The 23910-nt window shown below is 44.3% G+C and carries 14 protein-coding genes and 8 pseudogenes; 9 read left to right on the top strand and 13 right to left on the bottom strand.

Going from position 1 to position 23910, the window contains the following annotated elements:
• Positions 1-5: 5 nt before the first annotated feature.
• Both N4T56_RS21270 and lexA read right to left on the bottom strand, forming a co-directional pair.
• Positions 6-513: pseudogene (locus N4T56_RS21270) on the bottom strand (cell division inhibitor SulA).
• Positions 510-1124: a transcriptional repressor LexA gene (gene lexA, locus N4T56_RS21275; protein ID WP_188917653.1), complete on the bottom strand. Its 615-nt coding sequence runs from the start codon at positions 1122-1124 to the stop codon at positions 510-512. Before lexA ends, N4T56_RS21270 begins: the two are co-directional and overlap by 4 nt.
• A 264-nt stretch (positions 1125-1388) precedes the next feature.
• Here lexA and plsB point away from each other — a divergent pair.
• The 4 genes and pseudogenes from plsB (at position 1389) to N4T56_RS21295 (ending at position 6324) form a co-directional block, all read left to right on the top strand.
• Positions 1389-3813: pseudogene (plsB, locus tag N4T56_RS21280) on the top strand (glycerol-3-phosphate 1-O-acyltransferase PlsB).
• Positions 3813-5069: a tryptophan permease gene (mtr, locus tag N4T56_RS21285; RefSeq protein WP_261734602.1), complete on the top strand. Its 1257-nt coding sequence runs from the start codon at positions 3813-3815 to the stop codon at positions 5067-5069. The pseudogene plsB and the gene mtr overlap by 1 nt, the downstream one beginning before the upstream one ends.
• Positions 5070-5182: 113 nt before the next feature.
• Positions 5183-5963: pseudogene (locus N4T56_RS21290) on the top strand (VOC family protein).
• Between the two features lie 100 nt (positions 5964-6063).
• Positions 6064-6324: a hypothetical protein gene (locus N4T56_RS21295; protein ID WP_188735897.1), complete on the top strand. Its 261-nt coding sequence runs from the start codon at positions 6064-6066 to the stop codon at positions 6322-6324.
• Between the two features lie 567 nt (positions 6325-6891).
• Here N4T56_RS21295 and N4T56_RS21300 read toward each other — a convergent pair.
• The 4 genes and pseudogenes from N4T56_RS21300 to N4T56_RS21315 form a co-directional block, all read right to left on the bottom strand.
• Positions 6892-10023: pseudogene (locus N4T56_RS21300) on the bottom strand (efflux RND transporter permease subunit).
• 12 nt (positions 10024-10035) lie between these two features.
• Positions 10036-10176, bottom strand: coding sequence for a hypothetical protein (locus tag N4T56_RS21305; protein WP_261734603.1), 141 nt, complete (start codon positions 10174-10176; stop codon positions 10036-10038).
• Complete coding sequence (locus N4T56_RS21310) at positions 10157-11809, bottom strand: efflux RND transporter periplasmic adaptor subunit (RefSeq protein ID WP_261734604.1); 1653 nt, start codon at positions 11807-11809, stop codon at positions 10157-10159. Before N4T56_RS21310 ends, N4T56_RS21305 begins: the two co-directional genes overlap by 20 nt.
• A gap of 142 nt (positions 11810-11951) precedes the next feature.
• Entirely contained in the window at positions 11952-12353 is a 402-nt protein-coding gene (locus N4T56_RS21315; RefSeq protein ID WP_261734605.1) for a hypothetical protein, read from the bottom strand.
• A 342-nt stretch (positions 12354-12695) separates the two neighbouring features.
• Between N4T56_RS21315 and N4T56_RS21320 the strand changes: the two genes are divergently transcribed.
• Positions 12696-13259, top strand: coding sequence for a NapC/NirT family cytochrome c (locus N4T56_RS21320; RefSeq protein WP_261734606.1), 564 nt, complete (start codon positions 12696-12698; stop codon positions 13257-13259).
• 66 nt (positions 13260-13325) lie between these two features.
• On the opposite strand, the gene N4T56_RS21325 is transcribed toward N4T56_RS21320, so the two are convergent.
• Entirely contained in the window at positions 13326-13622 is a 297-nt protein-coding gene (locus tag N4T56_RS21325) for a DUF1145 domain-containing protein (protein WP_261734607.1), read from the bottom strand.
• Between the two features lie 2 nt (positions 13623-13624).
• On the bottom strand, positions 13625-14218 hold the full coding sequence (gene rsmD, locus N4T56_RS21330) for a 16S rRNA (guanine(966)-N(2))-methyltransferase RsmD (RefSeq protein WP_261734608.1): 594 nt from the start codon (positions 14216-14218) through the stop codon (positions 13625-13627).
• 168 nt (positions 14219-14386) lie between these two features.
• Between rsmD and ftsY the strand changes: the two are divergent.
• The 4 genes and pseudogenes from ftsY to rpoH all read left to right on the top strand — a co-directional run bounded on the left by ftsY (position 14387) and on the right by rpoH (position 18654).
• Positions 14387-15920, top strand: a pseudogene (ftsY, locus tag N4T56_RS21335) (signal recognition particle-docking protein FtsY).
• A gap of 3 nt (positions 15921-15923) precedes the next feature.
• A pseudogene (gene ftsE / locus N4T56_RS21340) lies at positions 15924-16606 on the top strand (cell division ATP-binding protein FtsE).
• Positions 16603-17568, top strand: a complete 966-nt coding sequence (gene ftsX / locus N4T56_RS21345) for a permease-like cell division protein FtsX (RefSeq protein ID WP_261734609.1) — start codon at positions 16603-16605, stop codon at positions 17566-17568. The pseudogene ftsE and the gene ftsX overlap by 4 nt, the downstream one beginning before the upstream one ends.
• 228 nt (positions 17569-17796) lie before the next feature.
• Positions 17797-18654, top strand: a complete 858-nt coding sequence (gene rpoH / locus N4T56_RS21350) for an RNA polymerase sigma factor RpoH (protein WP_261734610.1) — start codon at positions 17797-17799, stop codon at positions 18652-18654.
• Positions 18655-18738: 84 nt separating this feature from the next.
• On the opposite strand, the gene N4T56_RS21355 is transcribed toward rpoH, so the two are convergent.
• The 5 genes and pseudogenes from N4T56_RS21355 to menD form a co-directional block, all read right to left on the bottom strand.
• The gene (locus N4T56_RS21355) at positions 18739-19098 is read right to left on the bottom strand and encodes an AMP-binding enzyme (protein ID WP_315903096.1); all 360 of its coding nucleotides are present in this window, start codon (positions 19096-19098) and stop codon (positions 18739-18741) included.
• Positions 19099-19197: 99 nt separating this feature from the next.
• A pseudogene (locus N4T56_RS21360) lies at positions 19198-20163 on the bottom strand (AMP-binding protein); the annotation flags it as partial.
• Positions 20160-21266, bottom strand: a complete 1107-nt coding sequence (menC, locus tag N4T56_RS21365) for an o-succinylbenzoate synthase (protein WP_261734611.1) — start codon at positions 21264-21266, stop codon at positions 20160-20162. The gene menC and the pseudogene N4T56_RS21360, both read right to left, overlap by 4 nt.
• A gap of 8 nt (positions 21267-21274) precedes the next feature.
• Complete coding sequence (menH, locus tag N4T56_RS21370) at positions 21275-22084, bottom strand: 2-succinyl-6-hydroxy-2,4-cyclohexadiene-1-carboxylate synthase (protein WP_261734612.1); 810 nt, start codon at positions 22082-22084, stop codon at positions 21275-21277.
• Positions 22066-23804, bottom strand: a pseudogene (gene menD / locus N4T56_RS21375) (2-succinyl-5-enolpyruvyl-6-hydroxy-3-cyclohexene-1-carboxylic-acid synthase). Before menD ends, menH begins: the two are co-directional and overlap by 19 nt.
• Positions 23805-23910 lie beyond the last annotated feature (106 nt).

Here is a 23910-nt window from a genome sequence, read left to right on the forward strand (position 1 = left end):
CGTTGCTAATGAAATGCTGAAAAATTACTTGTCGCATTTGTCATAGATGGATTAACTATTGGGTGTTTTTCTGGTGAGTGAGTATTCACATCTTCAATCACGACACCTAATGCGCGGGCACTTTTGGCGACGATTTCTAAACGGCGGCTGTCGCGAGCATCCAATGAGCTAGTCCAGGTAATGACCGCACTAGACGTGCCACTGGTTAATGCTTTTTCCATGATCTCATAAGGTTTCGACTTCATCCTTAGTGTGCACTAACAAAATGCGATCCATTCTTACCCCAGCGCTGGCAAGCATATGCTTATAACCAATGTGTGGCGGGCTAATTAATACAATCCAGCGTCCTTGTTGGCTTAAGCTTGCTAGTTGGCTACACAATTGCCCTAGCTCTGACTCACCTTGAGTGACGGTTTGTAATGTTTGAATGGTTTGGCTGCCGTGTATATCAGCTTCGGTTAAATCGACCCATAAGCCTGGGTGGCGTGGCGCGGTGCCCATTAGTTTGTTCATAACCAATCTCCATTACGGATAACGCCAACTGCAAGCCCTTCAATGGTGAGGCTTTGGCAACTTAAGTCTACTTTAATCGGGTTGTATGCTTCGTTTTCAGCATGTAGATACACCACATTGCCTTTTTTCTCGAAACGTTTAACCGTGACGTCGTCTTCAACGCGAGCCACAACAACTTGGCCGTTACGTGCTTGCTGCATTTTATGAACGGCAAGTAAGTCGCCTTCTAAAATGCCAATGTCTTTCATACTGTCACCGCGGACTCGCAATAAAAAATCTGCGGCGGGTTTAAACATGCTTGGGTCAACTTGATAATATTGCTCGACATGCTCTTGAGCTAATATTGGTTCGCCTGCGGCAACTTGGCCAATAAGCGGTAAGCCAGACTCTTGCTCTTCTTCATGAGGTAAACGGATACCTCTTGAAGTACCAGGCATGATCTCGATAAAGCCTTTTTTGGCTAATGCTTTTAAATGCTCTTCGGCAGCATTTGCACTTTTAAAGCCAAGACGTTTTGCAATTTCAGCACGAGTCGGTGGCATACCTGTTTCGGCGATATTGTTTTTAATTAAGTCTAAAATTTCTGCTTGGCGCGGCGTTAACGGTCTCATGATGATTCCTGTTTTTTTATACAGTGACTGTCATTATATACAGTGTTTTTGTTCGCGCAAGTATTAACCAACTGTTTTTTGACAATTGCTCTATTAATATCTGCTATCATATTGTTTTAAAATATTTTTTAACTATATTTTTATTAACTGGCTTTGATTAGAGTTTTTCACAAAGTAAAGATAAATCAGCCTGATAGTGTAACAAGGGTGGTTTCTGGTATCCTATGCAACAAAATTACAGTGGCTTATGTTGCGAAAATAACCATGTCAAAACCAGATTCAATGTTTTTACGCGCGTTAAAATGGGTTCAAAAAAAGATGGTACACACGATTGTTGTGCCCCATGAACCTTTTGAAGACCTCAATTTAGATCCGGATAAACCATTGGTTTATGTCATGAAAACAGAGTCAATCAGTGATGCTGCTGCCCTCAGCGAAATCACCGAAGGCTTTGGCATGCCTAGCCCTTATCAACCTCTAGAAATAGATGGTTTGGAAGTGCCCCGCATTGTGTGCCTAGAAGGTCGTAAACCCCTTTTTGGTAAGCGTGAAAGCGGTGAAAAGTTCATTAATAGCTTTACTAGCTTACTGGCGCTGCATCGCCAGCGTCCGGATTTAGATATTCAGCTGGTGCCAGTCAGTCTATATTGAGGCCGCACACCCGGCAAAGAAGACGACAGCATGAAAGCGGCCGTGTTTGAGCGTGAAAACCCGACATGGTTACGTAAATGGTTGATGATTCTGTTTCTTGGTCGTCATAATTTTGTACAGTTTTCTAACGCGGTTTCTTTACGCCACATGGCTGACGAACACGGCTTTGATAAAAGTATTGCTCATAAGTTAATTCGCGTTGCTCGGGTGCATTTTCGTCGGCAACGTAAAGTGATGACTGTACCGCAATTGCCTAATAGGCAAGTGTTTTTCGCCTCGTTACTCAAGTCAGATTCAATCAAAAAAGCGATTGAAGAAGAGGCGATTAATAAAAAAATATCCCCAGAAAAAGCCCGCGAGAACTGCGATTGAATATTTAGATGAAATTGCCGCGGATTATTCTGACAGTTTAGTGCGCATTGCCGAGCGCTTTTTAACTTGGTTATGGAACAAGTTATACAGTGGTATTAACATTAAAGGCGCTGAGCAAATTCGTCAGCTTCATCATGATGGCCATGAAATTGTGTATGTACCTTGTCATCGAAGCCACATGGACTACTTGTTGCTTTCATACATTTTGTATTATCAGGGGATGGTTCCGCCGCATATTGCCGCCGGTATTAACCTTAACTTCTGGCCAGCAGGCTCTATGTTCCGCCGTGGTGGTGCGTTCTTCATTCGCCGTAGTTTTAACGGTAACAAACTTTACACTGCAGTGTTCCGTGAATATTTAGACCAATTGTTTGCTAAAGGTTATTCGGTTGAATATTTCACCGAAGGTGGACGTTCGCGCACTGGTCGATTGCTTGCCCCTAAAACCGGCATGTTGGCCATGACCATTAATAGTGTATTACGCGGGATTGAGCGTCCAGTAACTCTAGTACCTGTGTATTTAGGTTATGACCATGTAATGGAAGTGGCTACTTACCACAAAGAGCTCAGTGGTAAGAAAAAGAAAAAAGAATCAGTCTGGCAAGTGTTTGGTGCTATTCGTAAGTTAGGTAATTTTGGCCGGGGTTATGTCAATTTTGGTGAACCGATTAACTTACAAAACTTTTTAAACCAACAAGCACCAGATTGGCGTGATGAGGTCGCGAAAGACCCTGAACAAAAACCAACTTGGTTTACGCCTTCGGTTAATTTGTTGGCCAGCAGTGTAATGACCAACATTAACGGCGCAGCAGCAGCCAGCTCAGTCACGTTAACCAGTTTAGTGTTGCTTGCTTCTGAGCGTAACGCGTTAGAGCGAAGCTTACTTGAGCGTCAATTAGACTTATATTTAGCGATGTTGAAAAGCGTGCCTTATACCAGCTACACCTCTGTGGCAGAGGGGAATGGTAAGTCGATTGTTAATCACTGTTTATCACTAAATAAGTTTGTCAGTACGAAAGATGCCATTGGTGAAATTATTTCGGTAGATGAAAAAATTGCCATCACTATGAGCTACTATCGTAATAACATCATTCACTTAATGGCTATTCCATCGTTAATTGCTAGTTGTTTAGTGCAGTATGATATTTGTGAACGCAGTAAAATCCACGCCATTGTGATGGACTTTTATCCACTGCTAAAAGCCGAGTTATTTATGGGCATTGAAGACGTGCAACAGCATGTCGACAAGGTTTTAGACTTTATGGTAGAACAAGGTTTGCTCAGTGGTGATGATCATTTTGAAGTATCGCCGCGTTATACCGCTCAGTTATTGTTACTGGCTGAAACCATCAGTGAAACCCTTCAACGTTACGCGATTATTTTTAACTTGTTGGCGATTAAGCCTGATTTAGAACGCTCCGAGCTTGAAACTGACAGTCACTTATTAGCTAAGCGTTTAGGTGCGTTACATGGCATTACAGCGCCAGAGTTTTACGATAAAAAACTCTACAACACCTTAAGCGTTAAGCTTAAAGAATTAGGCTATTTATGCAGTGTTGAGCACCGTGCTGAAGTGATTAAAATTCGTGATCACGCTAACCAATTATTAAGCTCATCTGTAAGACAAACCATTGTCGATAGTGTGCATGCGGAGCATGGACATTAATGGCTAATCACATGAATGGGGCAAAGCATCGTCCACAAGGTAAGTCCTTATTGGGCGGTGCGATGATTATTGCCGGTACAACCGTGGGTGCTGGCATGTTTTCATTGCCAGTTGTGGGCGCGGGTATGTGGTTTGGCTATTCGATAGTCATGCTATTGGGCGTTTGGTTTTGCATGTTAATGTTTGGCCTACTGTTGCTTGAAGCTAACTTGCATTTTGAGCCAGGCGCCAGTTTTGATACGTTAACCCGTGAAACTTTAGGTCAATTTTGGCGAGTGATTAACGGCGTATCCATTGCATTTGTATTGTACATTTTAACCTACGCCTACATCAGTGGTGGTGGTTCAATCGTTAATCATAGCTTGTCGGCGCTTGGTGTAACCTTACCTCAAAGCGTTGCTGGATTAATATTTGCCGTAGTGTTGGCGCTTATTGTATTAATTAGCACTAAAGCGGTTGACCGTATTACTACCATCATGCTCGGTGGCATGGTGATTACCTTCTTTTTAGCGATTGGCAATCTATTAATTGAAATCGATACGACTAAATTAGTTTCGCCAGACGGTGAAAGCCGTTACTTGCCGTATTTACTTGCTGCGATTCCCTTTGGTTTAGCGAGCTTTGGTTACCATGGTAATGTCCCAAGCCTAGTTAAATACTATGGCAAAGATGCCAATACCATTGTTAAAGCCATTGTGGTGGGTACCTGCATCGCGCTGATTATTTATGTTTGCTGGCTCGTGGCGACTATGGGCAATATTCCACGTAGCCAATTTGCCGATGTGATTGCTAAGGGCGGTAATATTGGTGTGCTCGTTGAGGCCTTGTCTGGCGTAATGGCAAGTCAGTGGCTAAATAGTATGTTGACCTTGTTTGCTAACCTAGCTGTAGCGTCATCATTTTTAGGAGTGACCTTAGGTCTATTTGATTATCTGGCTGACTTATTTGGTTTTGATGATTCACGTGCTGGCCGAATGAAAACCGCTGCAATAACATTTATACCGCCAACGATTTTAGGCTTATTGTTTCCTAATGGTTTTATTATCGCCATTGGGTTTGCCGCATTAGCCGCAACCGTTTGGGCAGTAATAGTGCCAGCCTTATTAGCGTATAAAGTGCGTCAACTGTATCCAAACGCTACTGGCTTTAAAGTCCCTGGTGGCACACCACTGATTGCTGTCGTTGTGTTGTTTGGCATTATTACAGCAGCCTGCCATTTATTGGCTATGGCCGATATTCTGCCGGTATTTAAATAAGCTGATTTGCACAGTGTATTTTTAAAAAAGCCTTCTTTTTGAAGGCTTTTTGCTTTTTGGGTGATATCAACTTAACTTATACCAGTAATTGTGACTTCGACAGGATAACCATAATGAAAGTACAACAATATCAACAAGGACAGCCATGTTGGATTGAACTGGCTACGCACGATTGGGATGCGGGTAAAGCGTTTTACCAGGCATTATTTGGTTGGGGAGCTGATGATATGCCTATGCCTGAGGGGCATTATACTATGCTGCAAATTGAAGGTGATGATATTGGTGCCATGTACCCAATGCCAGAAGATATGCAGACCTTACCTACACACTGGACGCTATATTTTGCAGTTGATGATGTCAATGTTAGCGCAGAGCTTGTTAAACAGGCGGGCGGGCAAGTGATCGCTGGAGCCACATTCGGTTGGTGATGCTGGCCGTATGGTGCTTTGTACTGACCCTGAAGGCAGTCGTTTTGCATTGTGGCAAGGGCAAGATCATATTGGTATTAAGCGTGCTCAAGAGCCAAATACCTTATGCTGGGTTGAGTTAGCGTGTCGAGATAGTGATGCAGCTAAAACGTTTTATGGTGAGGTGTTAGGCTATCACACAAAATTAGCAGACATGGCCGATTTCGAGTACACCGAATGGTATGTGGGTGAGCAAGCGATTGGTGGCATGATAGAGATGACCGAAGAGTGGGGCGACGCACCTTCGCATTGGATGAACTATTTTGCTGTTGAAGATTGTGATGTCTCGTTGGCTAAGGCGAAAAGTTTGGGCGCTACTGTGTGCGTACCGGCTACCGACATCCCTAATGTAGGCCGTTTTTCGGTGCTTAATGATCCGCAAGGCGGTTTTTTCTCGATTATTTCGCTATTGAATCCAGCAGCATAAACATGTAGCATCTCGCATTCAGGTCATTATTTGAACTCAAATTCACAATTGATGTCTGAATAATTAGCGTTATACAAGGAGTACACCCAAGGATGAATTTATGACTCAAGAAACGACACAAGCAGCATTAGCACGAATTAACCGCAGTATGCTGATGGTGGCTATTATCGATTTTCCTGGCACGTTGTTGTTTGGTTTAGGGCTTTACGGCATTTTTGCCGGCTTTGATGAAGGCTTTTTACCTATGCTGGCTCACCCAATGATCATCAATGCAATGTTGGTTATTGGCGGCGCGATTATGGCGTGGGGAATGTTTAGGATGATGGGGTTGGCGCGTGAAAAGCAAAGGATCACTCAATAATGCAAAAGCCGATTGTGCTATCAACTTTATTATCGAGTCTGGTTTTGTTTAGTTTGCTGTTGCTAACAGCCTGTAGTGGTACCTCGCCCTATCGTTTCGGCAACGCTGGCAATGCAGACGATAATAAAAATGACACAGAGTATATGATACTCAATCTGCCTCGGTAGCCATTTTAGCCAGCGATCCATGTCAATACGGTCATCCTGATGACATCGCGGCATGCCGTAAGAAGAAACAAGATGAAGCGGATCATCTTAATGAGTCACTTGAGCGTAACTAACCTCAACTCTGGATAATAAATGCATTTCAAACAGCTCTTTGCGCCGATAACGTTGTTAAATTTACTTGCAATAGACTCGCTATTGACGCGTAAATTTGCCTAGTTATCAGCGCAAATTTCAAGTTTGAATGTATCGTATGGAGTTATTGTTAGAATCAAAGTTATTTATTCATCTCTTAACCAGAGTTGAGGTTAACTAACCTCAGCTTAACTTAGGTTAAAACGTGATAATAAAAATCCCAAACAATGTATTGTTTGGGATTTTTGCTTTTGGCGTCTGCGAATGTTTAAGCGGGAAGCCGTCTGCCATAAATCAGCAAGTAAATCGCCGGTATCACAAATAGCGATAATAACGGCGCAGTGACCATACCGCCGACCATTGGCGCTGCAATTTTTTGCATGACATCGTTACCTGTGCCGCTACCCCACATAATGGGTAATAACCCAAAAAAGATGGTGGCGACGGTCATGGCTTTAGGGCGTATGCGCATTACCGCACCTTCAATCAGCGCGGCGGTTAAGTCAGCTTTAGTTTGATAACGGTCTTGTCGTTTATAAGCGGCAATGCTGTTGTTGAGGTACACCTGCATCACAACCCCAAACTCCGCGGCCACACCTGCAAGGGCTATCATGCCAACCGATACCGCAACTGAAAAATTAAACTCAAGCGAGTAAAGTAACCATGCACTGCCCACCAGTGAAAATGGCAAACTGAGCATAATCACCAGAGCCTGAATTGTTGAGTTAAAGGTCATCATCAACAAGATAAAAATCACCGCAACCATAAGCGGGATCACCAGTGTCATTTTAGCCTCAACCCGCTGCATGTATTCATATTGGCCGGCAAAGCTGTAGCTGTAACGTGCAGGCAAACTAATTTGCTCATCAAGTGCGGTTTGTGCCTGGGCAATATACTCACCAATTGAGATATCTGTTAAGTCGACAAATACCCATGATATAAGGCGGCCATTCTCACTGGCAAGCATTGGTGCGCCGTCGCTAATGGTCAGTTCAGCTAGGTAACTTAAGGGTAGGTATTTACCGGTTTTAGTGAGCACGGGTAAGTTTTTAAGCTTTTCAATATTGTCGCGTAGTTCCCTTGGGTAACGAATATTAATCGGGTAGCGCTCCTGGCCTTGAATCGACTCGCCCACCGTCATGCCACCAATGGCCATTTGCACCACATCTTGAATGTCTTTGAGTGTCATGCCGTATCGAGCGGCATTTTTCAAGTTAGGGGTAATATCAATATAACGGCCACCACTGCTACGTTGTGCAAATGCCGATAAGGTGCCAGGTAATTGGCTCACGACCGCTTCTATTTCGCTGCCTATTCGTTGTAGTTCTTCAACATTTGCTCCTGATATTTTGATGCCTACTGGGGTTCTAACCCCTGTGGACAACATGTCAATACGGGTTTTTATCGGCTGTACCCAGGCGTTGGTCATGCCCGGTATGCGAACAGTTTGTTGCAGCTGGTCGATAATACTTTCTAAGGTCACGCCTGTGCGCCACTCGCTTGTGGGTTTAAGCATAATAGTCGTTTCAAGCATGGTTAATGGTGCAGGGTCAGTGGCGGTTTGGGCTCGGCCGACTTTACCAAATACCCGCTTAACTTCAGGTACAGTTTTTATCAGCCTGTCTGTTTGCTGTAAAATCTCCGCCGCCTTGCCAGCACTAACGCTGGGTAATGTGGTTGGCATATACAACAAGTCACCTTCTTCTAATGTCGGCATAAACTCAGAGCCCATTTTCGTTAATGGATAATAGGCGCTGAGTAAGGCCATAAGGGCTAATCCAATGGTGATTTTTGGAAAACGTAACACCCACTTTAATAAAGGTTGATATAACGCAATCAGAATACGGCTGAGCGGGTTTTTACGCTCGTCGGGGATTTTTCCGCGAACAAAATAACCCATTAATACCGGAATTAAAGTGATGGCTAAAATAGCCGATGCAGCCATGGCAAAGGTTTTAGTAAATGCCAATGGATGAAATAAGCGACCTTCTTGTGCTTCTAATGCAAACACAGGGGTAAAGCTTAAGGTAATAATTAATAGGCTGAAAAACAGTGCCGGATCGACTTCGATAGAGGCATCTTTAACTAGCTGCCAATGAGCTTCACCTTCTGGAGCACAGCCGTGTTGTTGGCGGTAATGCTCTAAATGCTTATGGGTGTTCTCTACCATCACGATAGATGCATCAACCACTGCGCCGATGGCGATGGCTATCCCGCCTAAGCTCATAATATTGGCGTTGACACCGATAAAGTGCATGGCGATAAAACTGATTAAAATCGAGACTGGAAGGGTGATAATCGCCACTAATGTCGAACGGGCATGTAATAAAAAGAGTAAACAAATTAGCCCGACAACCAGCATTTCTTCTAACACTTTATGTTTGAGGTTGTCGACTGAACGCACTATAAGTTCAGAGCGGTCGTAAGTGGTCACTAACTCGACGCCGTCTGGCAGGCCATTGCTGATTTGTTCGAGTTTGAGTTTAATATTATTAATGGTTTCAAGGGCGTTTTCGCCGTAGCGCATCACCACAATGCCGCCGACGACTTCACCTAAACCATCAAGTTCGGCAATGCCGCGTCTTGCTGCTGAAGTACGGTGCGCAGCTGTGCTACATCTTTCATCAAAATAGGTGTGCCAGCTTCAGACAAAATACCCAATGGGATTTCAGCAAAATCAGCAATGGTTTGGCGATAACCACTTGAGGTGATCATGTATTCTGCCTCGGCCATTTCAATGACTGAGCCGCCTGTTGAGCTATTAGAATTGTCGAGGGCATTTTTAATGGTCATCAAATCGATTTGATATAAGGCCAATTTGCGTGGGTCGACCACCACTTGATAGGTTTGCTCCATACCGCCAACAGTCGCGACTTCTGACACGCCTGCCACACTTTGTAGTTCAAGTTTTAAAAACCAGTCTTGTAGTGAGCGCAATTGCGCTAAATCGTATTGGCCTTTGCGGTCAACGAGTGCGTACTGAAAAATCCAACCCACACCAGAGGCGTCAGAGCCTAAACTCGGCGTTACTCCATCAGGCAGCTGATCTTGGGTTTGCGAAAGGTATTCAAGCACGCGTGAACGGGCAATAAATATCAGTACCGTCTTCAAAAATGACATACACAAACGAGTCGCCAAACATGGAGAAGCCGCGCACGGTTTTAGCGCCAGGCACAGCGAGCATTGCCGACGATAACGGGTAGGTTATTTGGTCTTCTACCAGTTGCGGAGCTTGCCCTGGATAGCTGGTTTTGACGATGACTTGTACATCAGATAAATCAGGCAGAGCATCAAGTGGCGTGGTGCGCATGGCCTGATAGCCTACAAGTGCAATAATGACGCTGAATAACAGCACCATGACGCGGTTTTTGATTGAAGCATTGATAATCTGCGCTAGCATAAACAAAGACCCTTAATGCTGGTGAACTGCTGCGGATGGCTGCACAGCAGCACTGCTTAAACGTTGTAAACTGCCTTGAATACTGGCTTCTGAGTCCAGTAAAAACTGTCCTGACACCACGACTTTGTCATGTTCATTTAAGCCTTGAAGCACCTCTGCTTTTCCTTGAAGCCATCATGCCAATTTTGACCGGGACGGAGGCAAAACGGGTGTCGTCACGCTGCACTACCACTCTGTTTTCACGACCGGTTAAAATTAATGCTTCTGTTGGCACCGTGAGTACATTGCTTTTTGCTTGGCCGTATAAGGTCACATCCACCAAAGAGCCTGGTCTAAGTTGCTCTTGCACGTTATTGAGTTGCACTCTTACTCGCATGGCACGGGTGACTGTGTCGAGCTCTGGATAGATGTAATCTATACTGGATTCAATATCAAATAGCCCTTGCGCGGCGGCGCTCACACTGACTTTATGCCCCTGGCTTAACCAGCTTTGCTCGTTTTCAAATACATCTGCTATTACCCATACGCTGTCTAAATTGACTATTTCAAATAGGGTGTCACCCGGTTGAATATACATGCCATGGCGTATGGTGAGCTCGCTAATAAAACCGCTCTGAGGTGCATAAAATGGCACTCGAAATACGGTTTCTCCAGTAGCTTCTAGGCGTTTAATAACGGTGTCATCGACGCCTAATAGCTCTAGGCGTTTTCTCGCTTTGCTCAATAATATGCTGCCACGGTTTTTATCTTTTTGCAGGTAATCCAATGCCTGCGAATAATCGTCTTGTGCATTGACCAGTTCAGGCGAATATAACTCGTACAGTAACTGACCCTTTTTGATTTGCTGACCTACATTATGCACCATTAGAGTTTCTATCCAGCCGGTTGCTCGAGTGTGCACATGGCCAATGGTGTTTTCGTTATATTGCACAGTGCCTATGGTATTGACCTGGCGAGACAAACTGCCTTTTGTCACCACATGGCTGCGCATCCCTAACGCTTGTTGCATACCACCAGAAACCCCAATGACCACTTCTTGTGCGGCATCGGAGACGGTCACTTTCTCTAAATTCATACCACAAATCGGACAGCTGCCAGGTGTATCCGACACCACATGTGGGTGCATGGGGCAGATGTATTTGGTGGTATCATTACTGCTGGTTTCTGCAATAGACAGCGCATTATTAGACGGTTTGAGCGAGCTAATGGGTTGCTTAAATACTTTTTTTGCAGCTGGCGTCATGTGCTTATGATCCATTGCCGGTTCAGCATCGGTGTCTTTTTCTATTAAAAACATGCCGCATTTAGGACAGCTGCCTGGCTCATGGCTAGTGACCTCTGGGTGCATGGGACAGTAGTAATTGTGCTGCTGATGCTCATGGTTTTGAGCGGCATCATCAGCACTTGATGTCGCTGCGTCGGGCTCCTTTTCAATTAAAAACATGCCGCATTTAGGACAGCTACCCGGCTCATGGCTAGTGACCTCTGGGTGCATGGGACAGTAGTAATTGTGCTGCTGATGCTCATGGTTTTGAGCGGCATCATCAGCACTTGATGTCGCTGCGTCGGGCTCCTTTTCAATTAAAAACATGCCGCATTTAGGACAGCTACCCGGCTCATGGCTAGTGACCTCTGGGTGCATGGGGCAGTAGTAATTGTGCTGTTGATGCTCATGGTTTTGAGTCGCCGGCTCAACCGCGGCAAAAGTAGCAAAGGCAGAAAAAAGAGTCGTGCAGCCTAAAAGGCTTACGCTAGTAAATAGCGCAATATAAAAAGCGTGTTTCATATTAACCTCGAATCATGGATAAACGCGTGGTGCAATCAGTAAAAGTGCACAGTGAATACGCGAGATAAACCACGAAAAAATCGTTTAAAAATACAAGTCAAATTAATGCAGCCGGCATCTTTGTCGGCTCAAATGCAAGGGATTAAACGATAGGGGGGCGGAACGCTGGGGTACCCTCAATAGAGATTAACTGCTCTATAGGTAATGTGATGGCAGAGTCAACAGGGGCTGGACTGACGCTCATATCAGTCGAGAATACCGTGCCGGTAAAGCTGATCGTAAAACAATGGTTACAATCACTTCCGCATGCACCGGGGGTGTCGCAACAATGGCTTTCTTGGGTGTCATGCTCTTGCACCATCATCATGCTGTGGCAATCGCTGCCATTTTCCATGTTGCTTGCCATTGAGGCGCTAGCTGTTTGGTGGAGCATTAGCATGTCATTAGGCGCTATCATTGTATTGCCATTAGCTAACACACCTTGCCCTAATAAGGATAACAAAGTGCAAATAGCAATAAGATAATGGCGCATAGATTTACGCATAACATCCTAAAAAGTGAGTCAATAAACACAATATAAGTGTATAGCAGGTGGCAAACAATGCGCAAACACGCATTTTTGGCTTTTACTTAGGTTATTTGGTCGCGGGTCATTATCTTTACGTGAGATAAAAGGTCTCAATTAAACCCTTTAAAATGTGCGGGTACTTTCAGATGTTGTCAGTTTTTAGTCTGACAGCATGTCACAGACACGATCTAGTTCGCATTTTAGATAATTTTTGATAAGAAATCATAAAAATAGCGACTAGTATCAATTTTCTAAATTTAAAAAATCCTAAACTACGCAAACAAATATTAGAAATCTAGTTTTAATGGAGATTGAACAATGAACTGGCGTGCACTATTTAAACCAAGCGCGAAATACTCGATTATTGCACTTATTGTGGTTGGTGTAATTGTGGGTGTCGTAGGCTACTTCGCAACACAGCAAACATTACATGCAACAAGTAGCGATGCTTTTTGTATGACATGTCACCGTGATCACTCGTTAAGAGATGAAGTTATGGCATCAGCTCACGGTGGCGGTAAAGCCGGTGTGACTGTTCAATGTCAAGATTGTCACTTACCTCACGACTCGGTTGACTATTTGATTAAGAAAATCATCGTGTCTAAAGACTTAATTGGCTTAATGACTATCGATGGCTTTATGACTCAAGAATGGTTAGATGAAAACCGTAAAGAGCAAGCTGATTTAGCATTAGAATACTTCCGTAGCAATGACTCTGCTAACTGTCAGCACTGTCACACTCGTATTTACGAAAATCAGCCAGAAACCATGAAGAAAATGGCTGTTAGAATGCACAGCATGAACTTCAAGAAAGCGCCTGAAGACAGAAAAACTTGTGTAGATTGTCACAAAGGTGTTGCTCACCCTTACCCTAAAAAGTAATAGAGCATCGATTTAAAAAAAGCCTCGTTAAATTAACGAGGCTTTTTTATGTCAAAAAATCAATTTTTATGTGTTGAGCGACTGACGCTTAATCTGATCTAAGGCAAATATGCCCCAGAGTAAAATGGCTGCGTATTTTATGATGGGTTGATGTCTACCTTTAGGGCTCAGGCATACCGCTAAAAGCAATAACAGGTGCATTACTGCAGTAAATGCAGCAAAAAGAGTCAGTAAGGTTGTAACATCTTGACTAAATACAAACGATCCATAGGCGAATAATCCCCACATCGACAATGTGGCGGTTTTACCGACTAATACCAGATCATTTCGTGTTGTATCGTTTAACGTCTGCTTAATGAGCATGATTACTGCGCCGAGGTGTCAGTCGTTTGATATTGATAAAGTCGGTAAATCACCTGGCCTGCCTGTTTCTCTTTTAATGGAACCCAAGACGCAGGTATAGGTAAAGTCGCAAGTTCAGACTCGGTTTCAACATAAATTAAGGCGTTGTTGTTGAGCCACTGTTGAGCCATTAATAACTCAATAGTTTTGGTTGCGAGTTCTTTACGAAATGGAGGGTCAATAAACACAATGTCGAAACCGTTTTGAGTACCTTTGGCGAGGACATTAAGACTGTCGCCATTAATCACTTCGGCATTTTGACAATGCAGGGCTGTAAGGTTTTGTTTTAATTGATTCGCCGCGTTTTTTTGTAATTCAATCATGGTGGCAAATTCAGCATAACGCGATAAGGTTTCAAGTGACAAGGCACCACTGCCGGCAAAACAGTCGAGTACTCGAGCACCACGAATATCACCGGCAATCCAGTTAAATAGGGTCTCGCGAACACGGTCGGTTGTAGGGCGTAAACCTTCTAAATCATGAATAGGCAGCTTACGTGAGCGCCATTGACCTGAAATAATTCGCACCTGACCGCTGCTGGTGTTTTTTTTAGCCATCTCACCCTCGTGATTTTGCCTGAACAAAGAAAAAAGAAAGTGGTAGACTATGCCACAATCTGAACCGTCGTTATTTTATATCAAACTGGTGATTAAATGTGAGTATTCATCATTTTACTGCACAGAGATGCAACAAACGGCTTCAACTGAATTTTTAAGCATATAAATATTGGTAGCAAACATGGCAAAGAAAGGTTTTTTTCCTGGTTTCGTAAAGATAAGTCCGCCCCTGACGTTGAAGAACTGCAACAAAATGATGCACACGTTGCGCACGATGCTGCCACCGATACCGAAGAGCAATCGCAACAGGATGAGCAACAAAAGCAAGCTGCTGAAGCGGTGCAATTAGAAGCGGCTCGCCTTGAAGCTGAAGCGTTACTCGCAGAGCAAGCTGAACAAGAAGCAGCCCGTGTAGACGCAGAACGTCTAGAGCAACAACGCATTGACAATGAACGTGCAGAGCAAGCACGTCTTGAGGCTGAAGCGTTAGCCGCAGAGCAAGCTGAACAAGAAGCGGCTCGTATAGACGCAGAACGTCTAGCAACTGAAGCCGAAGCGTTAGCCGCCGAGCAGTTGGCTGCACAAGCATTAGCTAAACAAGAATTGGCCGAGCAACAGGCGGCAGAAAAAGCACGCCTAGCGCAAGAGCGCCTAGAAGCTGAAGCGATTGCCGAAGAAGCTGCGGCCGCTGAAACGTTGGCACTCGAACAAGCACCTATAGAATCCATTGAGCTCGAACTGCAAGACGAGCCACAAGAAAAGCCTAAAAAAGCAGGCATGTTCGCCCGCTTAAAACGTGGCTTAATGCGCACTAGTGAAAACATCGGTTCAGGCTTTATTGGCTTATTTAGCGGTAAAAAAATCGATGATGACTTATTTGAAGAGCTAGAAGAGCAATTATTAATTGCCGATGTGGGCGTAGAGACTACCACTAAATTAATTAAAAGCTTAACTGAACATGCGTCTCGTAAACAGCTTAAAAATGCTGAAGCACTATACGATTTAATGCGTGACGAAATGCAAAAAATGCTTGAACCCGTTGCCATTCCTTTAGTACCAGACAATGCCGACGGCTCGTTTGTTATTTTGATGGTAGGCGTCAATGGTGTTGGTAAAACGACCACGATAGGCAAGCTAGCAAAACAGTATCAAAATCAAGGTAAATCTGTCATGTTAGCGGCAGGTGACACTTTCCGTGCAGCAGCGGTTGAACAGCTTCAGGTTTGGGGGCAACGCAATGATATTCCTGTTGTGGCACAGCATACTGGGAGCCGACAGCGCATCGGTGTTATTTGATGCATTACAAGCGGCTAAAGCACGTAAAGTAGACGTACTGATTGCCGACACAGCAGGGCGCTTACAAAATAAGAGCCACTTAATGGAAGAGCTTAAAAAAGTGGTGCGAGTGATGAAAAAACTCGACCCGAATACGCCTCATGAAGTGATGCTAACTTTAGATGCAAGCACCGGTCAAAATGCCATTAGCCAGGCACAGTTATTCCAGGAAGCCGTTGGCGTGACAGGATTAACCATCAGCAAGCTTGATGGTACCGCTAAAGGCGGGGTGATCTTTGCGATTGCTGATAAATTTAATATTCCTATTCGTCATATTGGCGTGGGTGAACAAATAGATGATTTACGCACCTTTAATGCCAATGATTTTATTGAAGCGTTATTCAGTCAGGAAAAAACGGACCAATAATCTATGATCCAATTTGAGCAGGTCAGTAAGATTTATCCAGGCGGGCAGAAGGCCTGATGGACGTCAATTTTCATCTTCGACAAGGTGAAATGGCTTTTTTAACCGGCCATTCAGGTGCGGGTAAAAGTACCTTACTCAAATTGATCACTGTGATTGAGCGCGCCACTGCAGGTAAAGTGTCGATTAATGGCCACAATATTGCCAATGTCGATTCTAAGCATGTGCCTTACCTGCGTCGTAACATTGGGATGATTTTTCAAAACCATCATTTGTTAATGGATAAGAGCGTGTTCGACAACATTGCCTTACCATTAGTGATTGAAGGCTTTTCCCATGGTGAAATCCGCAAACGGGTCGCGGGTGCGCTTGATATGGTAGGCTTATATGGCAAAGAGCGCCACCTGCCGATTATGTTATCTGGTGGTGAGCAGCAGCGTGTCGGTATTGCCCGCGCGATTGTGAATAAGCCGCCATTACTGTTAGCCGATGAACCAACAGGTAACTTAGACCCTAAATTGTCGATGGACATTTTACGCCTGTTTGAAACCTTCAATGATTCAGGTACCAGTGTGTTAATCGCCACCCATGATTTAGGCTTAATCGCCCGAATGAAATACCGTACCTTTACCTTGCGTCAAGGCAGAATGCTTGGCGGTGAAAGCACAGACAGGGAAGTTATGCGATGAGCAAAAAGCCCAACATTACCCAAAGCAAGCTGCCACTGAGCGGGCGTATCGTGATGTTTTTTATTCGTCATGTGCAACAAGGTATGTCGAGTATGGGTGAGCTGTGGCGCAGCCCAGTTTCATCGATTATGACCATGGCCGTGCTGGGGGTAAGCTTAAGCTTGCCTGCTGCATTGCAGGTGTTAGTTAAAAATGCTGAAAATATTACTCAATCGTGGAACAACGCGGCTGAAATTTCATTATTTATTAATACTGGCCGCAGTGAGCAATCGATTCAAAGTTTATTGTCGCGTGTTAAAGCGTTTCGCGAAGTTGAAACCGTCAGCTATATCAGTCGCGACCAGGCGCTAGAAGAGTTTCAGCGTTTATCTGGGTTTGGTGAAGCCTTATCGTACTTAGATGACAACCCACTGCCCGCCGTTGTTACCGTAACCCCATCAGTTAAATACTCAAGCCCAACTGGTGCGCGTGAGTTACTCGTCAAATTAGAACGTGAGCCTGAAGTCAACTTTGGCCGACTCGATATTGAATGGCTAGAACGTTTGCAAGCACTGCTTAAATTACTCGAAAAAACCGTGTTGGCCATTGCGGCATTACTCGTATTAGCCGTAGTGTTGGTGATTGGTAACACCATCCGTTTAGCCATTATGAACCGCCGCACTGAAATTGAAGTTATGAAGCTGGTGGGCGCTACCGAAGCCTTCATTCAACGCCCTTTTTTATACACAGGCATATGGTATGGGGTAATTGGCGGTGTTTTAGCCTGGCTTATTATCAATATTTTAGTGTGGTATCTCGATGGCGCGCTGGCCGAGTTATTAGGATTGTATGGCAGCCAATTAACGATTCAATCATTAACTTTTGCAGAGCTTATTAAGCTGGTGTTGTTGGCGTCATTTTTAGGTTGGTTAGGCTCGTATTTATCAGTGCGACAACATTTACGTAATATTGAACCCTCATAATATGAGGAATATAATAGTATTAGTGAGTCTATTAATGAACGATTGTTCACTTGCAATATGACTGGCTAGCGGTGAAAATATTAATCGAGCTGAAGCTGATTTGACATATGATGTCATTTAGTTGATAGTTCATCAGCTAAATCGAGTCTATAAGTAGATGAACCATTGGGTTTCATAAAGCGTATTTAGCAAACTGAAGTAAATTTTTTGAATGTAGTAGGAGAGCGAATGACTTATCAAACGCAATCAATGGCACTGACTGTCCCTAGAGGCAGTAGTAGTTTAGAAGCGTACATCCAGTCGGTGACTAGCATTGATATGCTAGACGCGGATACCGAGTACGATATTGCCAAGCGTTTACAAGAAACAGGCGATCTACAAGCTGCAAAGCAATTAATTATGTCGCATCTGCGTTTCGTGGTTCACGTTGCTAAAGGTTATTCTGGCTACGGTTTACCTCAAGCTGACCTTATTCAAGAAGGCAACATTGGTTTAATGAAAGCGGTAAAACGCTTCGATCCTGACGTAGGTGTTCGCTTAGTCTCATTTGCAGTACATTGGATTAAAGCCGAAATTCATGAATACGTACTTAAAAACTGGCGTATCGTTAAAGTTGCCACGACTAAAGCTCAGCGTAAGCTGTTCTTTAATATTCGTAAGTCTAAAAAGCGTTTAGGTTGGTTCAGCGACGCTGAAGTCACTATGGTGGCAGAAAACCTGGGTGTGTCTAAGGCGGATGTGACGGAAATGGAGTCACGCATGGCGTTCCAAGATCCTGCGTTTGATCTTACCAACGACAGCGATGACGATAACCACGATTTTGCTCCAGCATTGTATTTAGAAGATCATTCTTCAGATTTAGCTGAGCAGGTTGAAAACGACAACTGGGAAGCCAATTCTCAAGCGCGTTTATTATCAGCAATTAAAACCTTAGATGAGCGCAGTCAGCACATTCTTCGCGCCCGCTGGTTAGATGATGATAAAACAACATTGCAAGAATTAGCCTCAACTTATCAGGTGTCGGCTGAGCGTATTAGGCAGTTAGAAAAAAATGCCATGAACAAGCTTAAAGCGTGTATGGAATAATCTTCTCCTTTACGCTTTTAAACTAAAAAACCTGCTACGTGCAGGTTTTTTAGTTTTTAGCATAAGCAATAACGTTATTTCATTCTACGGCTGTTGCACTGCAGCAATAATCAATTTTCTAGGCGCTTTAATGCCGCTCGACACTACCTGTTTAGGCCAACTAAAATATTGTCTTGGGCGCATAAAGCGGGCTAGCTTTTGCTCTATTAACTCACTCAATTGAACGTTAATTAAATTGATACCGGCCGAGCCGACCAGCTCATCGCCATTGTTATCAACATAGTCAATAATTGCGGCGGGTAAGTGTCCAAAAATGGAGTCGGGCATGGCAAATACAATGGCTTGAGCCACGTTAGGGTGTGTCATCAGTACGGCTTCAAGTTGTTCTGGATGGACATTTTCGCCGCCACAAATAAACATATTGTCTACTCGCCCTGAAATCATTAACTGGCCTTTGTCATTAAGCTGACCTTTATCTTGAGTACAAAACCAACCCTGCTCATCAACTGGTAGTGAAACCCCTTTGGGGGTTAGATACCCTAAAAATAAACACTCTCCTTTAACCCAAATAATCCCGTCGACCAGCTTGATCTGCCGAGCAGGTAAAGGGCGGCCATGATGGCCTGCGAGATTCGCTTTTGCCGTGGTGATTTGCGAGCTCATTTCAGTCATGCCATAACTGGTGTAAGCGTTAATATTGAGTGCATTTAGGCTATCAATGAGTGGCGGCTCTATCATGCCACCGCCTAATAATAACGCCTTAACTTGGGTTAGTGCGCAGGGCTGCTGAGTTAAAATTTGCAAAGCTTGCGTGGGGACTAATGACACATGGCTAATGGTACTTTGTTGCAGTTGCTCAGCCAATGATATGGCTGTGTTACGCAGTACAATGCGGGCAGCGGCTAAGGTACATCGATGTAATATGGCTAAGCCGCCAATATGAAATAACGGCAAAGATAACAGCCAGGCATCGTCGGCGGTTAAAGGGATAAAGCTTGCTGAGCCTTGGGCACTGGCAAGGTGATTGAATAAACAATGCATCGCCGCTTTAGGGGTGCCACTAGAGCCCGAGGTTAAAATAATATTAGACGCAATATGGGGCGATATTTTAACGGGCGCTGGCGATGGATTCGCTTGTATGCAAAGTGACACGTTTACATAATGCGTGACAGCAATATCAGTTAGCCTGCCTGGGCTGTCTGTCCATAACCAGCTGACCTGGTAAGTATCAATAAGTTGATTAATTTGCGGGTTAGACAACCGTGGCGATAGCGGTAAAAACACCCAGCCAGAGTCGATACAGGCTCAGTATAAGCAAATCATTTCTAGGTTGTTGTGCGACAAGCACCCCACAATATCACCACGTTGCAGCCCTTGTGTTTGTAGCGACATGGCTAAGTTACTCACCATTGAGCTTAGGGTTGAGTAGTTGTAAGAATCGTGGCCATCTTCAATGGCAATTGCTGTCGGGGTTGTTAAGGCGGTTTGATGTAATGGCGAGATCATCATAAAGAATTTGCAGCCTCATTTTCTTCACCCGCATGAATAATTAACGACAGGGCGCTTGGGTTGAGTTGGGTTGAAGTCGGTGTTGTGAGCAGTAATGTTTGCCTAAATGCACTTAATGTATCGAGCCCTGGAGTTTCGTTAGGCGTTAAAGCCTGGCTGACAAGCCGTAAATCATTAATACCGATATCGGACTCTAAGCTTGAGCTTAAAATACAGCGAACGCCGTGACTGTGGGCGGCTTCTATCGTGTGCTGTAAACCCGCAAGTGAGCCGAGCAGCATAGGCTTAATGATGAGTGCGCCAATTCCGGGTTGTTGCTTTATCGCATTAACAACATCAAAAGTGGGCGAGTTCAATGACTCATCTAAGGCGTAGCGTAAGCCGAGTTGCCGATAAACTTCAGAATTATCAGCAGGGTTAATGCAAGGCTCTTCAATATATTCGATTTTATCTTTAGGTAAACAGGCCAAAAAGTCGATGGCTTGCTCGAGGCTAAAACCTCGATTGGCATCAAGTCGCAAACTCACCTGTGGTGCAAGTTCTAGCACTCGGTAAATAAAGGCAATTTCTTGTTTCATTGTGGTTTGTGCCACTTTGACTTTAACGCTATTTATGGTGCCATTTTGCAGCAGTTTAGCCTGCAGTTGCTGTTCGTTCATACCGACATAAACCAGTGGTATTGTTGCCGACTGTGTGTGTGGGTTATCAATTCTACAGGGGAATTGCTGAGTGATTTTTGCATGCAATAAGCTCAGTCCAAACGCGACAGAGGGTAAAGGTGAGGTGGTGGCTAAAGCGATTAACTCATTAGGCGACTTACCAATGAGTAACGCTGCGCTATGTGATAAAGAAGTCGTGACATCATCGAGTGATTCTTGACTAAAGCCTTCAATGGCCAGCCCTTCAACATCAATGCCAGACAGCGGTGCTATTTCCACCCAGGCTTGTTGTTTATGGTGTTTGTCGTTAATTAAGCTGACGAGCAACACCACACCTTGGCGATGATCAATACGCTGTTTGGCTACCGGCAATGTTGGGTTGAGCGCAATATGGTATCGATACAAAGAGACCGCGCTAATGGTTAACTCGTCGACAGGTTGCATCACGCCTCCTAAGCTGGATGGGATGGATTAAGTAAGGTCAGTAATGTGTCGCTAAATAATTTAGGGTGAAGACTATGTATATTGTGCCCAGCAGCAGCTAGCGGTTGCAGTTGTAATTGATCTTTGCCATTTTCAGCCTGCCAATCTTTAGCCACCTGAGCAAATTTAGTGTCATCTAAGCCATACAGGTAATAACACGGACATGATAATTGGCTCAATACGGCTCTGCAGTCTTGTTGTAAGCTAAGTGAAGTGGCAAGGTAGCAGTTGCTCAGGCGCTCGGGGTCGTTATGACTGCGTAAGGTGATTAACTGCTGTTTGTGTTGTTTGCTAAGGTCGTTAAATACAGCCTGTTGATACCATAACGACAAAAAGGCTGTTATGGGTAACTGTTGCAGCTTTTTATCCCATAAGCTATCGCTTTTGGCGCGCGCATCACGTTGAGTGTCATCGGTTAACCCTGGATGGGCAGATTCTAGGGTTAAGCTCAGCAGAGAGTCAGGAAAATCTTTGGCAATATGCAATGCAATACGGCCGCCCAATGAATACCCAAGTAAATGAAACTGTTTAATACCAAGCCCGCTAACTTTAGCCACGATATGCGAGGCAACCTGGCGAAATCCAGGGGAGTCTAATACCAAGTGATTAGCGCCATGGCCAGGTAGGTCGATGCAGATACAATGAAAGTATTGGCTTAGATGTGGCATTAAAATAGACCAGTCGTCTTTACTGCCCAAAAAGCCATGCAACATCACTAGTGCGGATAAATGGGGTTGGCCAAAACGACGGATTATCCCCATTAGTGTTGTTTCACCCATTGGTTAATTTGCGCAATTTGATCGCTGGCTTGATTTGGCGCGACATTGACCTCGATAACTGATGCACAGTTAAACTCAAATGCCTCTTGATACGCTTGTTGGAACGACTCTATGTCGTCAACTTGTCGATAAGCCAAGCCAAACATTGCTGCACCATAACCAAATTCTAGCCCATGACTTAAGCGATAAAAGTCATTGCGCAAATTTTCACTGGGCACAGGCAATAAGTTAAAAATATTGCCGCCATCATTGTTGATAATGACTAGCACAAATGAGCATGTCATCTGTTTGAGCAATGCCATTGAGTTGAAGTCATGCAAGCAAGATAAATCACCAATAATCAATGTGGTTGGTGCTTGTTTGTCAGCGGCTACCCCACATGCCGTGGCAATAAGACCATCAATACCAGAGGCGCCGCGGTTGGTGTAAATGGCGGGAGTGTTGGTGGCGATAGGAGCATACATATCATAGAGGCGTATGGGTAAGCTATTGCCAATAAATAAGATATGTTGATCGGTTTGGCTTGCTGCAATGGCTCTAACCACTTGAGCCTCACCAAAGCTAGTGTTGTCAATTTGCTGTTTAAGGAGTGATTCTAATGACTCATTATATGGCAATAATTGCAGTGCCCAATTGGCGTCTGATGAACGCGGCCAAGTTAATTGACATACGGCTTGCACGCTGGTTTGCCATACCTGTTTATGTTGATGAGTTGGATCTAAACGGTCGCTGTGGGTTAACACTTGCCAGTAGCTGTGCCAATGTTGTTGGGCTAAATACTGGATCAGACGTTTTGAAATAAAACGACCGCCAAACACCAATACTCGCTCAGCTTGTTCGAGTAACTTACTGGCTTTGGTGTTTAGCAATAATTGATCAATATGGCCAATGACCCCAGGGTGCTGGCGTAATTGTGATTGTGCATCAACAACGACTGGCCAGCCGAGTTTTTGTGCCAATGCCACAATAAGCTGTGGGTTATCTGCCGGTGAGAGCGTTCCTACAACAATCACACCTTTGCCATGCACAAAGCGCATTAAGGTGTCTGTGCTGGGGAGTTCTGACCCATTAAGCGCAGCATAACGAGTTAATGGTTTATTACTTTCAAACCAAGCGTTTAGCGGAGATAGGTAAGTAGCTGTAGTGACACTAGCGGTTTTTTTTACATGAGTCAGCGTGACGAGTGCGTTTGGGTATAACGGTTCACGATACATACAATTGATGTGCACCGGTTGATGCTGATTGGCGATTGCATGGTCGATGGTGGTTAATAAGGCATTAGCAGGGTAAGCGCTATCGGGGGTCGGTAAATTTACTTGTTTGGCGTAGCATGCAAAAATAGCAGGCTGCACAATAGCTTGGTTTGCTCCACAATCAATTAACTCATTGGGGCGATCGCCTGACAATATGATTAAAGGCACATGGGTGAGCCAGGCTTCTACTATTGCAGGATATAAGTTTGCAACTGCAGTCCCTGAGGTGGTGATGATAGCAACAGGAGCATTACTGGCCTTAGCTAGTCCGAGTGCCATAAAGCCTAAACCGCGTTCGTCAAAATGAATATGACGAGTTAACTGGGTTTGACTGGCGGCGGCTAAAGTCAACGGCGTTGAACGAGACCCTGGTGCCATACACACATGCTTAACGCCTAAACGCGCGAGCTCTTCGAGGATTAATTGGCCCATAATAAATTCATATCAGCACTAGTTTGTTGTTGCATATTGACTCATGTATAAGAAAACTTACGATTATAAGTGTAACGCCAAGTGTGCTTGATTTGTAAGAATTAACGCAGTCTTTTATGGGAAATCTCACATAGCGAGCAT

This window comes from Shewanella phaeophyticola, assembly GCF_025398315.1.
GTDB classification, from domain to species: domain Bacteria; phylum Pseudomonadota; class Gammaproteobacteria; order Enterobacterales; family Shewanellaceae; genus Shewanella; species Shewanella phaeophyticola.